Below are 15,711 nucleotides of genomic sequence, written 5' to 3'. Positions count from 1 at the left end.
CCTCGCAGCGCACGCAGCGCGCTTGCGATGCCGCAGGACCTCGGCGCGACCGCGTTGCAGCCAGGGGTGAGCTCGGGCGACAGCGCCTACCCCGCGAGCTGCTCGTAGCTCGCGCGCAGCTTCGCGAAGCGGGGGCGCCAGGGCCGGCTCTCGGCGAGCAGCTGCGCGATGCGCGGCAAGAGCAGCGCCAGGTCGTTGCGCCGGCCGGCGTCGAGCAGCGCGCGCGCGCGCCAGTAGAGCAGCTCGACCCGCTCGTCCGCGCTCAGCGCGCCGAGGTCGCCGGGCGGCTCCGGCTCCTCCCGCATCGCCGCCCGCGTGCGCGCGCTCTCCATGCCGTACCTCGGGTCCTTCACGGCGAGCTGCATCACGCCGAGCAGCGCCTGCGCGTAGGGCGGCAGATCCGTGACCGACCCCTGCGCGCGGAGCCACCTGAGCTGCCGGCTCGCCTCCGCGTGCTCGTCGCGCATCGCGTGGATCCGCGCGAGCAAGAGCGCGCTGTCGTGCACCGGCCGGTCCAGGAACTGCTCGTCCAGGAGGCGCACCTGCCGCACCAGCGGCAGCGCCTCGTCCTCCCGGCCCCAGAGGTAGAGCAGCTCCGCGAGCTTGATCGTCGCCTCGCGCTCGGCCCAGGCGTTCGCCTCCTCGCGGGCGAGCTCGGCCGCGCGCCGCAGATCGGCCATCCCGCGCGCCGGATCGTCGAGCGCCGGCCAGAGCTCCGCGCGGCGGACGAGCGCCGCGGCGAGGTGGACCCGGTCGCCGCGCTCCTCGCAGCGGCGCACCGCCTCGTCGAACCGCCGCTCGGCCTCGTCGAGCTGGCCGCAGCGCAGGAGGGCGCACGCGAGCAGCATGAGCCCGATCACGTGCGTGTCGTGATCGGCGTCGCGCACCGTCTCCACGCCCCGCGTGAGCTGCTCGACGGCGTCGGCGAGGTTCCCCCTGCGGAGCGCCGAGCGGCCGGCGGCGACGTCGAACCGCGCCGCGAGCGCGGCGCCCCCGCCGCCCTCGCGGCCGTCGAGCAGCGGGATCACCTCCTCGACGCGCGCCGCCGACTCCTCCCAGGCGCCGGCCCAGTCGAGCGCCGTCGCCTCCTCGAGCAGCGCCTCCGCGATCATCCGCGGGTCCTTCATGGTCCGCGCGAGCGCCCCCGCGGAGCGGAGATCCTCGAGCGCCTCCGCGGTGCGCAGCACGCGGTAGCGCACGCGCGCCCGGCCGAGCAGCGCGAGGTACCGCTGGCGCTGATCGTCGCCGTCCGCCCAGAGGAGCGCCGACGAGTAGTGCCCGTCCGCCACGGTGTTGTTGTGCCGGTCGCGCTGGAGATCGCCGAGGATCAGGTACGCGTGCGCCGCGCGCGAGCGCGCCCCGGCCGCCGCGGCGTGGCGCGCGATCGGCTCGAGCAGCGCGGGCTCCCTCGGCCGCGCCTCGGCCAGCGACTCCCAGACCGCGAGCGCGTGCCGGTGCATGCCCGCGCGCTCCTCCTCCGAGAGGAGCGCGCAGATCGCCTCCTGCTCCAGGGCGCTCCGGAACGCGTAGCGCGGCGCCGCCCCGCGCCCGGGCCGGGCGAGCTCGCCCCGCGGCACGAGGATCCCCCGCGCGGCGAGCGCGCGCAGGCTGCCCGCGACGTCGACGGGCGAGCCCGGCTCTCCCCGCGCCGCGCGCGCCCTCTCCAGCGCGCGCTGCGCGCCCTCCGCGACGTCCTCCGAGAGCTCGAAGCCGAGCACGGCGCAGAGCCGCGCGCACGCGCCGAGCTCCGGCGGGAGCCCCTCGAGCCGCCGCGCCGCGAACCACTGCCACGCGGTCGACGGCGGCAGCTTCTCGAGCTCGGCGAGCGCGAGCTGGTAGCCGCTCGACCGCGCCCGCTGCCGCACGTAGCCCGCGTGCTTGAGCGCCCGGGTGAGCTCCACGAGCGCGCGGGGGTTGCCGCCGGCCCACGCCCAGATGCGCCGGAGCGCGGCGTTCGGCGGGGGCTCCGCGGGCCTGAGCAGGTCCGCGCAGAGCAGGAGGCCGGCGTCCTCGTCGAGCGGCGGGAGCGCGATCTCGTCGCGCGCGCTCGCCCGGGCGCCGAGCCCGTGGCGCCGCGCCGCGAGCTCCGGCGCGCCGGCGAGCAGCACCCAGAGCGCGCGCTGCGCCTCGCGCCGCGCGGCGAGCTCGAGCGCGTCGAGCGTGAGGCGATCGGCGAGGTGCGCGTCGTCGAGGATCACGAGCACGGGCCGCTCCTCCGCGCGGCGGCGCAGCCCCTCGGCGAGCGCGCGGATCAGGCTGCCGCGGCGCGCGCGCGGCGCGGGCCTTTCGCGGGGGGCCTCGCGCGCGCCGAGGCACGCGGCCACGGCGGGCCACACCTCGTCGCCGAGCGGCTGGCCGAGGCGCTCGGCGCAGCGCGCGCGGAGGTCGCGGGGCGCCGCGCGCTCGCCGCCTCCGGGGCCGAGGCCGAGCAGCTCGGCGAGCAGGGCGGCCGCGGTCGTCGCGGCGCGCGCCCCGGGGGGGCCGGCCTCGGCGCGCAGGGAGATCACGAGCGCGCCCGGGTGCGCGCGGCGGCTCCGCTCGGCGATCTCCTCCGCGAGCCGCGACTTGCCGGCGCCGCGCTCGCCGACCAGGGCGCAGAGGCCGGGCCCGAGGCCCGCGAGCGCGCGCTCGCGGCTCTCGGCGAGCGCGCTCAGGGCGTCGCCGCGCCCGACGAGGGGCAGCGGCGCGGCGCGGGTAACGTCGCGCTCGCCCGAGGCGGGGGCCGCGTCCTGCGCGAAGAAGTAGCGGCCGTCCTCGGTCGCGGCGACGACCTCGAACCCCGGGTGGGCGGTGACGAGCTCGGCGCTGAGCGCGATCCCGCGCCACGGCTCCGAGGGGAGCCACGCCTCGGGCCGCTCCACGGCCATGCCGGCGGCGACGTGGGGGCCGTCGGCCTCGCGCCGGAGCTTCAGCGGCGCGACGTGGATCGCGAGGGGCGCGCCGACGGACGCGACGATCTCCCGCCCCGCGAGCAGCGCGCGCTCCGCGGCCGCCTCCTTCGGCCCGGGGAAGATCGCGACGAAGCGGTAGCCGCGCTGCCGGGCGAGGTGCCCCGCGTGCCGGGCCACGGCGGCGCGGACCTCGGCCTCGGCGCCGCGGGCCTCGAGGGCGAGCACCACCGTGTCGTGCCGGTCGCCGGAGGTCGACGCGGCCTCCTCCGCGGCGCCGATCTCCCGGGGCGCGGCGGGGCCCGCGCCCTCGGCGGACGTGAGCGCCGCGGCGCCCGCGGCCGCGAGCGCGGCCCGCAGCGCGGCGGCGTCGCGCGGCCGGTGCGCCCGCTCCTTGGCGAGGCAGGCGAGGACGAGGGCCTCGATGGGCGCGGGGACCTCCGCGAGGTCGCCCGGCCGGGGCGGCGTCCGGCTCAGGTGGCCCTGCGCGATGTCCGCGCCGCTCCCCGTGAACGGCGCCCTCAGCGTGAGCAGCTCGAAGAGGAGCGCGCCGAAGGCATAGAGGTCCGCGCGCCCGTCGACCGGCTCGGCGCGGAGCCGCTCGGGCGACGCGGCCTCGGGCGCGCCGAGCATGGCGCCGAGCGTGGTGAGCGCGCTGTCGGCCGGGTGGCAGCGGACGCCGCGGTCGCGCTGCGACAGGCCGAAGTCGAGGAGCCGCACGCCCCCTCCGCGCTCGAGGACGACGTTCTCGGGCGCGAGATCCTGGTGGACCAGGCCGCGCTCGTGCACCACCTCCAGGCAGCTCAGCACGCCGAGCGCGACGTCGAGGGCGGAGCGCAGGTCGAGCGCGGCGGGCAGGCGCTCGAGCCGTGCGGCCAGCGTCTCGCCGTCGAGCCGCTCCATCGCGATGTACGCGCGGCCGTCCTCGAGCACGCCGTTCTGGAGGAGGCGCGGCGACGCCGGCGGGCCGAGCTGCTCGAGCGCCGCCGCCTCGCAGCGGAAGCGCTCGCGCGCGAGCAGCGAGCACGCCGTGCTGACCTTGATCGCGGCGGGGGCGTCGTCCTCGAGCCGCGTCGCGCTCCACACGATCGAGAACGCGCCCGCCGCGAGCGGCGGGCCGACGTGAAAGCCCGCGAGCGACGGCGGCGGCTCGGCGCCGGGATCGAACGGCGCCGCGCGGGGCGGCGCCTGCGCGCCGTCCACAGGGCAAGCGGCGTGGGCTGCGAGTCGACGATGACAGGAGGGGCAGCGTGGCAAGAAGACCTCGATGAGCTCGGATGTGTCCGGCGCGATCGGTGACCGATATTACCGGGGGTCCACGTCGCCATGAATTGGAAAAGGAATTGGAAAAGCCGAGGTTCTCTCGCATTGGCGTATGCCCATGGCGAAAGCCTACGGCGCGGGTTGCGTGCGACAGCGTGGGCGTTGCATCGACACCGCCGGACGGGGGCGGGGGGTGTCGTGCGGCGCACGGGGCGCGTCGGGCGGGTCGCGGCGAGCGCCTCGGCGGGGCGCGGGCGGAGGTCGCGTGTGCGGGTCGGTGTGCGGAGGTCGCGGTGAACCCGAGTCACGGCGCCTCGGGCCACGGCTGGGCCCGGTGATCTGCGGGCTGGCTCGGGTACGGGAGCTGTGGTGTATGCTGCTGCGACCGGCCGGAGGGATGGATGATCCATCGACAGACGGGCGAAATCGAGCTCTCCTCGGGGCTCCGCATCGGCCCCTCGTACTCGGAAGCGCAGTTCCTGTCGTCGTCGCTGGCGCGGATGGCCAAGGCCCTGAGCCGGGCGCAGCCGTGGAGCGGATACCGGACGTCGCGCCAGCGCATTGGCCACAAGACGTTCCGCGTCACGCTGCATTTCTGCGGCGGCAAGCTGGCGTCGCTCGAGCTCTTCGAGGTGGGCGCGGAGTCGAAGGCGTCCTGGAACGACTGGTCCGAGCGGGAGGAGGCGGAGCGCAAGGCGAGCCACGATGCCTGGCTGGCGTCGATGCTCGGCGCGCCGCCGTACGAGTATCCGTGGGGGAAGATCTCGTCGGAGCACGACCCGCAGGGCGGTTACAGCAGCATCGTCGTGCGCTTCGGCCCGGGCGAGGGCGAGGCGGGCGGGGTCAGAGCGCTCGCCGGTAGCGGATCTCGGGAAGGCTGACGGTGCCGACGCACGTGGGCCGCCGTGCGCCGTCGCGGGAGAGGCCGGCGAGCTCGTAGAAGCGGCGCGCCCGGGTGTTCCCCTCGAGGACCCAGAGGGTCATGGTCCGGTAGCGGCGTCGCGCGAGGTCGGCCTGCGCGGTGTCGAGCAGGGCCGCGCCGAGCCCGCGGCCCCAGGCGGCGGGCAGGAGGTAGATCGTGTAGAGCTCGCCGACGTCGAGCGGGGCGTCGTCGGGGTCGCGCGTCGGTCCGGCGCTCGCGAAGCCGAGCACGGCGTCCCCGGCGCAGAGCAGCCAGGTCCGCGTGCCGGTCGTGGCGCTCCGGGTGAGGATTCGGTGCCAGCTCGCCTGGCGGGCCGGCACGGACAGGGCGTTGAGGACGGCTGCAGGCACGAGGCCGAGGTAGGCGGATTGCCACGAGTCGACCTCGGTGCGCGCGATCGCGGCGGCGTCGGCCGGCTGGGCCCGGCGGATGGATGCCCTGGAGATCCGCTCTGACATGGCGCTCACGCTCCGGGTTGGACGGCGTCCTGGCGTCGTGCGGCTCTGCTCGCCGGCGCGGCGGCCGTCCAGCGGGGCCTGACACCGCATTCATCATACCGCTCCATTCTTTGCCCGCGCCGGTCCTCTAAGGTCCGGCCATGCGCGGCGACGCGACAGCGAGCCGCCGATGAGCCGGAGGAGGGAACGATGCTGTGCCGGGATATCATGAAAAACGAGGTCCAGTGCATCATGGCCGAGGACACGATCCAGACGGCCGCACGCAAGATGCGCGACGCGAACGTCGGGTTCCTCCCTGTCTGCGACAGTTCTTTTCGGGTGCTCGGCGCGCTGACGGATCGTGATCTGGCGATCCGGGTTCTGGCGGACAATCGCCCGTTGAGCACGCGGGCCGGCGACATCATGACGCGCGGGGCGGTCGCCTGCCGGCCTGACGACGACGTGTCCCGCGCGGAGCAGCTGATGGGGCGATACCACAAGTCGCGGATCCTCTGCACGGAGGCGGATGGGCGGCTTGTGGGGGTGATCAGCTTGACGGATATCGCGCAGCGGGAGGATGATCGGAATACGGCGCAGATCGTCCGCCGCGTGACCGAGCGGAAGGCCTCGCGCAACGGGGCGCCCTCGGCGGACTAACGGGGTCGCCCGCTTGAGCGGGCTCCCTCCGACCACGCCTACGATCACGATCACGGCCACGGCCACGATCACGTCCACGTAAACGTCCACGATCAGGGCTATGGTGGCGCGGGGAGGTCGCGTTGGGGGGAGGGGCGGGCGGGGAGAGTGGTAGGCTGTCGCGCCATGGGGAGCTCTGGGAACGCGCGGACGCATCACCGCACCTGCAACCTGTGCGAGGCGATGTGCGGGATCGCCATCGAGGTCGACGGCGACCGGATCACCGCGATCCGCGGCGATCCGGACGACCCGTTCAGCCGCGGGTACCTCTGCCCCAAGGCGCTCGCGCTGCAGGACATCCACGAGGACCGCGACCGCCTCCGCCACCCGGTCCGCCGCACCGGCGCCGGGTTCCAGCGCATCTCGTGGGACGAGGCCTTCGACGAGGTCGCCGCCCGCCTCCGCGAGACCCAGGCGCGCCACGGCCGCGACGCCGTCGCCGTCTACCTGGGCAACCCCACGGTGCACAACCACGGGGCGCTCCTCTACCTCGTCCCGTTCCTGAAGATCCTGCGCACGCGCAGCCGCTTCTCCGCGACCTCGGTCGATCAGCTCCCGCACCACCTCGTCGCCACGCTGCTCTTCGGGCACCAGATGCTCTTGCCCGTGCCCGACATCGACCGGACCTCGTTCCTGCTCGTCCTCGGCGCCAACCCGGTCGTGTCGAACGGCAGCCTCATGTCCGCCCCCGGGATGCCGCGGCGGCTCAAGGCGCTCCGCGAACGCGGCGGCTCGCTCGTGGTCGTCGACCCGCGCCGCACCGAGACCGCGGCCCTCGCCGACCGCCACCACTTCATCCGGCCCGGGACCGACGTCTTCCTGCTGCTCGCCCTGCTCTCCACCCTCTTCGCCGAGCGGCTCGCCGCGCCCGGGCGGCTCCGCGACGTCACCCGCGGGCTCGACGAGATCGAGCGGCTCGCCCTGCCCTTCACGCCCGAGCGCGTCGCGCCCGCGGTCGGCATCGAGGCCGCCGAGATCCGCGCCCTCGCGCGCGCCTTCGCCGCCGCGAGCCCGGCCGTCTGCTACGGCCGGATCGGCGCTTGCCTCCAGGAGTTCGGCGCGCTCTCCACGTGGCTCATCACCGCGCTCAACCTGGTCACGGGCAACCTGGACCGCCCCGGTGGGGCGATGTTCACCCGGCCAGCCGCCGACGTCGTCGCGCTGCAAGCGCTGCTCCGCCAGACGGGCCACCTCGGAGCGAGGCGCAGCCGCGTGCGCGGGCTGCCGGCGTTCGCCGGGGAGTTCCCGGTCGCCGCGCTCGCGGAGGAGATCGCCACGGAGGGGCCGGGGCAGATCCGGGCGCTCTTCACCGTGGCGGGCAACCCGGTGCTGTCGACCCCGAACGGGCGCGCGCTCGATCAGGCGCTGGCCAGCCTGGATTTCATGGCCTGCGTCGACTTCTACATCAACGAGACGACCCGCCACGCGCGCGTGATCCTCCCGCCGACCGGCCCCCTCGAGCGCGACCATTACGATCTCGCGTTCCACGCGCTCGCGGTCCGCAACACCGCCAAGTACTCGCCCGCGCTGTTCGCGCCGGCCGACGACGCGCGCCACGACTGGCAGATCCTCGTCGAGCTCGGGGCGCGCCTCGCCGCGCCGCGGGGCCGCGGCGCAACGCTCGCCGGCCCCGCGGCGCGCGCGCTGTCGCGGGCGCTCCCGCCGGCGCGGCTGCTCGACGCGGCGATCCGCCTCGGGCCCCACGGCGACCGGCTGAACCCCCTGTCCTGCGGGCTCTCGCTCCGCAAGCTCGAGCGCGAGGCGCACGGCGTCGATCTCGGGCCGCTCGAGCCGTGCCTGCCGGGGCGGCTGTTCACGCGCTCCGGGCGCATCGAGCTCGCGCCGGCCCCGCTCGTCGCCGATCTCGAGCGCGCGCGGGAGGCGCTCGAGCGCGCGTTGGGCGAGGCGGGCGACAGGGCGGGTCGCACGGACGGCGGGTACGACCTCCGGCTCATCGGCCGGCGCCAGCTCCGGAGCAACAACTCGTGGCTGCACAACAGCCCGCGGATGGTGAAGGGGAGGAACCGGTGCACGCTGCTCATGCACCCGGAGGACGCGGCGCGCCGGGGCATCGCGGGCGCGCAGCGGGTCCGGGTGAGCTCGCGGGTCGGGAGCGTCGACCTCGAGGTCGAGGTGACCGACGAGGTGATGCCCGGCGTGGTGAGCCTCCCGCACGGCTGGGGCCACGGCCGCGGCGGGGTGCAGCTCCACACGGCGACGCAGCACCCTGGCGCGAGCGTCAACGATCTGACAGACCACCTCGCCGTCGACGCGCTCTCGGGCACCGCCGCGCTGAACGGCGTCCCGGTCCGGGTCGAGCCGGCGCCGCCGTGACGGCGCAGGGGCGGCGGAGGTCCTCCCGTCGCGCCGGCCGTCGAGGAACACTTGCCCTGGAGATCATGAATGAGAAAGCTCACGTATCACGTGGCGGCCACCGTCGACGGCTTCATCGCGCGGAGCGACGGGGGCGTGGATTGCTTCGCCCACGAGGGCGATCACGTCACGGAGTACCTCGCGGCGCTGAAGGCGTATGACGCCGTGGTGATGGGCCGCCGGACCTACGAGTTCGGGCTGAAGCTCGGCGTGACCGACCCGTATCCGTGGATGGACACCTACGTCGTCTCGCGGACGATGAAGGAGAGCCCGGACGCGCGCGTGAAGCTCGTGGCGGAGGACGCGGCGGGCGCGGTGCGGCGGCTCAAGGAGCAGCAGGGCGGGGACATCTACCTCTGCGGCGGCGGGGAGCTCGCGACGTGCCTGTTCGACGCGGGGCTCGTCGACGAGGTGATCCTCAAGGTCGCCCCGGTGCTCCTGGGCGGCGGCATCGCGCTCTCGCCCGGGCTGCGCGCCGCCGCGCAGCTCGATCTCGTGTCCACGAAGGTCCACAGGAGCGGCGTCATCGTCTCGCGCTACGCCGTCCGCCGCTGAAGCCAGGGCGCGCCGCGCGACGCGTGCTACACATCCATGGATGTGGCGCGGCTCCGACCCGACGCCGAGGGCCGTCGCCCGCAGCGTGAGCCCCGCGGCGGCGCGGCGGCGCGTGCCCCGGGCCGCGATGGCGGCGGTCGCGGCCGCGGCCCTGGCGATGCTCGGCCGCGCGGACAGGAGCCCGGTCGTCGCGCCGGCTGGCGCGCTCGACGTCTCGCGGGAGCCGCTGCCCGCGCGGCCCCCGCGGTTCGTCGAGCGGCTGGACGTCCGCGTGTTCCAGCGCGGCAACCTCCACGCGCACTCCGCACGTTCCGACGGCGACAGCCCGGCGCAGCTCGTGTTCGCCTGGTACCGCGACCACGGCTACCAGTTTCTCGCCCTGACGGATCACAACAGCTTCCTCGACGCGACGCGCTCTCCTGCGGTGCGGGTGCAAGGCTTCCTGGTCCTCCCGGGCGAGGAGGTGACGATGGGCGCCGCGGGGCAGCCGGTGCACGTCAATGCGCTCTGCACGAGGCGGCGAATCGGCGGCGGGACCTTCCGCACCGTGCGGGACGCGCTCGCCTGGGCGACGTCGGCGATCCTGGCGCAGGGGGGCGTGGCGCTCGTGAACCACCCGAATTTTTACTGGGCCATCGGGCCCGAGGACATCGCCGCCGCCGAGGGCGCGCAGCTCCTCGAGATCTTCAGCGGGCACCCGCACGTCCGGAGCGACGGCGACGCCAACCACACGTCCGCGGAGGAGAAGTGGGAGCAGGCGCTGTCGTCGGGCCAGCGCATCGCCGCGGTCGCGGTCGACGACATGCACGCGCTCACCGGCGCGAACAGGCACGTGCCCCAGGCGTTCCCGGGCACCGGGTGGGTGGAGGTGTTCGCCGAGGAGGCGTCGCAGGAGGCGATCTGCGCCGCCCTGAGCGCGGGGCGGCTCTATGCCTCGTCGGGGCCCCGGCTCACGCGCATCGCCGTCGAGGCGGACACGTTCACGCTCTGGGTCGAGCCTCCCGACGTGATGGTCGAGTTCCTCGATCGGTGGGGCGCGCTGCTCGCGTCCGAGCTGCCGACCGCCGAGGCCGAGGCCTCTGGCGTGGGCCACCGCGCGGCATACCGGCTCCGCGGCGCCGAGCACTACGTGCGCGCGCGCCTGACGGCGCCGGACGGCTCGCGCGCCTGGACGCAGGCGTACTGGGTCGCGCGCTGACGTCGGCGCGCGGCGGCCGGCGGGGGTCGCGCCGCGCCGCGGCAACGAGCGCGCGTGCGGGCTCAGCGGGCGACGCTGCTTGATGAACCCGGCGCCGTTTCACTAGGCTCGCCGCGGCGTGCCTCGGCCCCGTACGTCGCTCCCCAGGATCCGGCTCTCGATGTCGCGGCTCGTCCGCCTCGTCGCGGGGCGCAGGCGCTCGATCGACGAGCTTGCGCGGTGCGCGCTGTCGGGCATCGCGGTCGGGCTCGGCGCCGTGGCGGCCGACACCGCCGCGCGACATGACGTCGCCGGCCTCGCGCTGGCGGGGCACCTCAGGGCCGCGGTGGGCCTCTATGTCGCCGTCGGCGCGGGCGTCGGGCTGGCCGCCTTCGCGCTCGTCGCGCTCGTGCGCCTCCTGGCGAGGCCCCTCGCGCGGCGGTCCCCTCGCGCCGCCGAGGCCGCGCAGGCCGCGACCTACGGGTTGCTCGCGGTCGCGGCGCTCTCGAGCACCGCCTTCTGGGCGTTCTCCGGGCGGGGCGCGAAGGCCGGCGCGCTGGGCACCCTCGGCCCCTACCTCGCGCTGGCCGCGGCCGGCCTGGCGGCGTCCGCGGTCGCGTTCCTCCACGGCCGCGCCGTGCGGGCGGCGGACGCCGGGCGCGCGGGCGGCCCCGCGATCGCGGCGGCGCTCGCGGTCCTCGGGGTCGCGCTCGTGATCGTGGACCTCACCGTGCTCGTGGCCGTCTACAGGCGGCTGCACACGGCGCTGGAGCTCAGCGGGGCGGCGCTGCTGGGCTGCGCCTGCTTCTCCGCGCTGACGTTCGCCGCGCGGCGCGCGGCCTCGGCGCCGGCCGCGATCCGGGCGCTCGCCGCGGCGGCCGCGGCGTGGGCGCTGTGCCTCGCGGCGTCGCCCGGGTTGCGCGACTGGCACGAGGAGGCGCTCGCGCACACGGGCCGGGACCCCGTCTACATCGGCAGGCTGCTGCGCCGCATCGAGCTGGCGCAGGCCGTCGTGCGCGGCGAGGACGCCGTCGAGATGCGCTCCAGCCGCCTCGACGACCTCCGCGAGCGGTACGACGTCGAGCAGACGACGCGCGATCCCCGCTGGGACGCGGGCTTTCGCGCGCCGCCGGCCGCGGGCGCGGCCGGCCCGGGGGAGCGCGGCTTCGCGGCCGATCTCAACGTCCTCGTCTATTACGTGGACAGCCTCCGTCGCGACGTCGCCTACGACGACGAGGTGATGCCGAACGCCGCCGCGCTCTCGCGGCAGGCGATCCGGTTCGATCGCGCGTATTCCACGGGCTCCGACACGCTGCGCGCGCTGCCCGGGCTGCTCGGCGGCAGCTACGACGGCCTCTCGCGCAGCCCGGGCAGCCTCCTCGACCTGGCCAGGCGCCGCGGGATCCCGACCACCCTGTTCATCCCCGAGTCGGCGGCGAGCTTCCTCTCCCAGCTCCTGCCGGCGTTCGCGTTCGACGAGACGCACCGGCTGCCCGACCACGCCCGCGGGGGCGTCTGGGGCTACGGCGCCGACCAGCCGACGGCGGGGCCGATGGTGGACCACGCGCTGTCGTGGCTCGCCCAGCGCGGCTCGCAGCGGTTCTTCGCGTGGCTCTTCAACTTCGACGTCCACAACTGGCACGAGCTCGATCGCACGTACGTCGACGGCGCCGCCGAGCGCTACCACGTGCCCGACGAGGGCCGCTGGAACTGGCGCTACCGGGTGGTGGCGCGGAGCCTGGACGAGCACTTCGGGCGGCTGCTCCGCGGCCTTGAGGAGCTCGATCTCGCCGATCGCACCGTCGTGCTCTTCGTGTCGGATCACGGCGAGGCGCTCGGTTACCGCGGGTTCTGGCCGCACTCGACGTTCCTGTGGGAGTCGCTCGTGCGGGTGCCGCTCGTCCTGCGCGTCCCCGGCGTCCCGCCGATGGTCGTGGAGGAGAACGTCTCGCTCATCGACGTGGCGCCGACGATGGCCCGCCTGCTCGACCCCGATCCGCCCATGAACGGCTACCACGGCGAGGATCTGCTCGGCTACCTCGATCCCGAGCCGCCCCCGCGCCGGCTGCCCCTGCTCGCGGCGGCGGTCTCCGACCAGCAGATCGCGCGCGTGGGCATCCTCGACGGGCGCTACAAGCTGGTCTTGCCGCTCGAGTGGGGCGCCCCCGAGCTGTACGATCTGACCGCGCCGGATCCGGACGAGGCGGACCTCTCCGCGGCGCGCGCGAGGGAGACGCTGCGGCTGATGAGCGCGCTGCTGCGATCCCCCGTGTTCCTGGCCGCGGAGGCCGAGCTGGAGCGGAAGAGGCGATGAGCGGCCGGCCGGCGAGCGCCGGCTCCCGCCCTGTCCACGCATCGAGGGGGCCGCATTCCCTCACGAGCTCGTATCGTCCATCGACGCGTCTCAGCCGAGCCCCGTGCTGAATCGTTCGGTCGTGAGAGCGACGAACCCGGCGTAGCTCGGAGTTGCTGGCCGGTGCCCGCGCGTGATGCCGGCGTTTCACGCTGCGCATGACGTGCTTCGCGCTTGACGATCGATCGCCGGACCAGCGATCTTCATGCGATCTTCGCTACAGGAGCCATCATGCGCAACCGCTTTTCCATCATCGCCACGTTGACGGCTGTTTCGCTCTTGGTCTGCGCGAGCGCCCGCGCCGACGACGGCGAGGACGAGGTCACGCTCAAGAACGGCGGCACGATCCGGGGCACCGTCGTCTCGTCCGAGCCTGGCGTGAGCGTGAAGATCATCGAGCTGGGCGAGAAGCAGGTGCGCGTCATCCCGTGGGCCCAGGTGTCGGACGTGGAGCGCGGGAAGTTCGCGCCCAGGAGCGACACGCAGCCCGGGCCCGCGGGGCCGGGGTACGGCGGCGCGCCGCCGCCGCAGCCGATCCCGGCCCCGGAGCCGGCGCTCGGCAAGCCCGGCGTGGTGCGGCTGCATGTCGAGAGCCCGAAGCCCGTGCGGGTGGTCGAGGAAGGCTCCACGACATACGGCGCCGTCGGGCGCTACGGCTTTGCCATCCAGGAGGTCCGGCACGTCTGCGCCTCGCCGTGCGACAAGGTGATCGACGGCAGCGACGGGCGCCGGTTCTCGCTCTCGCCGGAGGACATGCCGCCGCCGGATCCGTTCACGTTCACGCAGATGACGGGCGACGTCACGCTCCAGGTCGAGCCCGGCAGTTACGGGCGACGCACCGGCGGGTTCTGGCTGACCACCCTGGGCGGCGCCGCGGTGCTCCTGGGAGGCACCTTCCTGCTGGTGGATGCCGCGGTCTCCAGCGACGCGATCTCGGGTGACCCTCTGGACGAGGGCGGCGGGGGCCAGGACAAGGACACCGGGGGCATGGGGACCGTGGGCCTCGTCTCGCTCATCGGCGGCGGCGCGGCGCTCGTCGGCGGCATCGTGCTGCTCGCGACGTCGGGCACGTCGGTCACGCTCGAGCAGCGCGACGCAAAGGCGGCTGGCAAGGTGGCAGAGGTCAAGCCGCGCTACTGGCTGGGCGAGTTCTGATGCTCCCGCGCCGGCCTCGCGGGCTGCTCGCGCTCGCGCTCTGCGCGGGCTGCGGCCACGGCGCGACCCCCGCTGGCCCCCCGCGCGGCCCCGAGCAGCCCGCGGCGCCGGCGCCGCAGGAGACGCTCACGCTCGGCGATGACGCCATCGAAGAGGTCGTGCGCGCGGTGAGCGTCGCGCGGCAGCTGTCGCCGAAGAGGCCGGTCGGCGTCGTGCGGCTCGATCACGAGCGCTTCGTGGAGCGCCTGCTCGCCCGCCGGGACGCGGAGCCTTCGCCGCGCGGCGCGCTCAGCGCCGAGGCCGCGTTCCTGCTCGGGTTCAATTTCCTCCCGCAGCCCGGGCAGCGCGGCGGGATCTCCACCGTCGACGACGTGCTGAAGGAGCAGGTCGTCGGCTTCTACAGCCGCACGGCCGACAAAGTCTTCCTCCCCGACGTGGCCCTCGCGTCCGAGGACGAGCTGCTCGAGCAGCGCGCGGTGCTCGCGCACGAGGTGCAGCACGCGCTGCAGGCACAGCATTTCCCTGACATGCCCGAGGCGAAGAGCTCGGACGAGGCCATCGCGCAGCTCGCGCTCATCGAGGGCGACGCGATGGTGGCCATGGGCGCGTGGCTCGGCGCCGAGGCCGGCGCGCCGGTGGGGCGCACGCTGCGGCGGATCGTGGAGGTGACGAGGCGCATCCCGCTCGCGAGCGTCACGCGCGGCGAGGCGAGCACCAAGCTCGACAGGGCGCTCGATCTGACGAAGAAGCGCCTCGAGTTCCCCTACCGCGACGGGATGCTGCTGGTCGCCGACGTGTACCGCGCCGGCGGCTTCCCGCTCGTCGACAGGATGTACACGCACCTCCCGCGCAGCACCGAGCAGGTGCTGCACCCCGAGAAGTACCTCGCGGGCGAGCTCCCGCGACCTTTCGCCGATCCTCGGCCGCCTCCGGGCTACGCGCTGTCCGCCGCCGGCACGCTCGGCGAGCTCGACACGCGCATCCTCCTCGAGCGCTGCGTCGACGCGGAGGTCGCCGAGCGCGCGGCCGCCGGCTGGGCGGGCGATCGCTTCGGCGTCTTCGCCGGGCCCGATCGGCGCCTCGCGGCGGCGTGGATCAGCGCGTGGGACACCGAGGACGACGCGGAGGAGCTCGAGGCGACGCTCGGCCGGAGCGCGGCGTGCTGGCACAGGAACGCGCTCGGGCTCGAGCGAGGCGACTACACGATCGGCGCCAACATCGCCGTCCGCCGGGAGGGCAAGCTCGTCGCGTTCGTGCGCGGCTTTCCCGAGGGCGCCGAGGCTGCGCTCGCGTCGCACCTCTTCACGCTCGCCGGACCGGAGCCGAAGCCCGCGCCGCTCACGGATCTCCCGATCCCACCGCGCGTCCGCCTCCCCGAGCCGACCCCGGGTCGCCTCGAGGGCGACGTGTACCGCAACGACTGGCTCGACCTCGTCGGCCGCGTGCCGCAGGGCATGCTCGGCCACGTGGGCGGCAACGTCGAGCTCGTGGTCGAGCGGCCCGGCACGCTCGTGCGCGGCGGCCTGTCCGTGTCCACGCGCATCACCAGCGACGCCGAGAACGAGAAGACGTTCGGCGAGGTGCAGGCGGCGTTCGTCCGCGATGCCGCCGCGCTCTCCATGCGCGTCGAGGCGCTCGGCGGCGGCCCGGTGACGACGGCGCTCGGCGCGGGCGTCGAGCGGAGGTGGCGGGTCATCGGCACCCCGGTGGAGCTCCGGCTCGTGCTCGTCCCGATCTGCGCCGGTACGGGCTCGATCGTGTTCGTCCTGGCCCATGGCGACCCCTATGCGCGCGGCGTGCTCGAAGGATGGATGGGCAGCTTCCGCTGGACGCACGGGCGCAACCTCACCGCATGCGATTTTCTCGATCCGAAGTAGGCGATCGAGACCCGA

Annotated in this window: 10 protein-coding genes; 8 read left to right on the top strand and 2 right to left on the bottom strand. The window is 75.1% G+C overall.

Translation table 11 applies throughout. The features are described from left to right. Positions 1-86: 86 nt before the first annotated feature. Positions 87-4,091, bottom strand: coding sequence for a serine/threonine-protein kinase (locus tag WMF31_RS26740; protein ID WP_436604657.1), 4,005 nt, complete (start codon positions 4,089-4,091; stop codon positions 87-89). A gap of 461 nt (positions 4,092-4,552) precedes the next feature. Here WMF31_RS26740 and WMF31_RS26735 point away from each other — a divergent pair, with 461 nt between their 5' ends. Beyond that, positions 4,553-5,032 carry a hypothetical protein gene (locus tag WMF31_RS26735; RefSeq protein WP_436604656.1) on the top strand — a complete coding sequence of 160 codons (480 nt, stop codon included), beginning with the start codon at positions 4,553-4,555 and terminating at the stop codon, positions 5,030-5,032. On the opposite strand, the gene WMF31_RS26730 is transcribed toward WMF31_RS26735, so the two are convergent. Further along, entirely contained in the window at positions 4,995-5,531 is a 537-nt protein-coding gene (locus WMF31_RS26730) for an N-acetyltransferase family protein (protein WP_436604655.1), read from the bottom strand. The genes WMF31_RS26735 and WMF31_RS26730 overlap by 38 nt on opposite strands. Positions 5,532-5,720: 189 nt before the next feature. On the opposite strand from WMF31_RS26730, the gene WMF31_RS26725 reads away from it, so the two are divergent. The 7 genes from WMF31_RS26725 (at position 5,721) to WMF31_RS26695 (ending at position 15,696) form a co-directional block, all read left to right on the top strand. Beyond that, positions 5,721-6,167, top strand: a complete 447-nt coding sequence (locus WMF31_RS26725; protein ID WP_436604654.1) for a CBS domain-containing protein — start codon at positions 5,721-5,723, stop codon at positions 6,165-6,167. Between the two features lie 165 nt (positions 6,168-6,332). Further along, entirely contained in the window at positions 6,333-8,540 is a 2,208-nt protein-coding gene (locus tag WMF31_RS26720; protein WP_436604653.1) for a molybdopterin oxidoreductase family protein, read from the top strand. A 69-nt stretch (positions 8,541-8,609) separates the two neighbouring features. After that, positions 8,610-9,134, top strand: coding sequence for a dihydrofolate reductase family protein (locus WMF31_RS26715; protein WP_436604652.1), 525 nt, complete (start codon positions 8,610-8,612; stop codon positions 9,132-9,134). 40 nt (positions 9,135-9,174) lie between these two features. Next, a complete protein-coding gene (locus WMF31_RS26710) occupies positions 9,175-10,332 on the top strand; it encodes a CehA/McbA family metallohydrolase (protein WP_436604651.1) in 1,158 nt (385 codons plus the stop codon). Positions 10,333-10,450: 118 nt separating this feature from the next. After that, positions 10,451-12,625, top strand: coding sequence for a sulfatase (locus WMF31_RS26705; protein WP_436604650.1), 2,175 nt, complete (start codon positions 10,451-10,453; stop codon positions 12,623-12,625). A 270-nt stretch (positions 12,626-12,895) separates the two neighbouring features. After that, a complete protein-coding gene (locus tag WMF31_RS26700) occupies positions 12,896-13,819 on the top strand; it encodes a hypothetical protein (RefSeq protein WP_436604649.1) in 924 nt (307 codons plus the stop codon). Then, positions 13,819-15,696 (top strand): hypothetical protein, encoded by a 1,878-nt coding sequence (locus tag WMF31_RS26695; protein ID WP_436604648.1) that lies wholly within the window; start codon positions 13,819-13,821, stop codon positions 15,694-15,696. Before WMF31_RS26700 ends, WMF31_RS26695 begins: the two co-directional genes overlap by 1 nt. The last annotated feature ends 15 nt before the right edge of the window (positions 15,697-15,711 follow it).

Origin of the sequence: Sorangium sp. So ce1036 (assembly GCF_051369805.1) — a bacterium.
Lineage (GTDB): Bacteria > Myxococcota_A > Polyangia > Polyangiales > Polyangiaceae > Sorangium > Sorangium cellulosum_F.
This window is presented reverse-complemented; position numbering and strand designations above follow the sequence as displayed.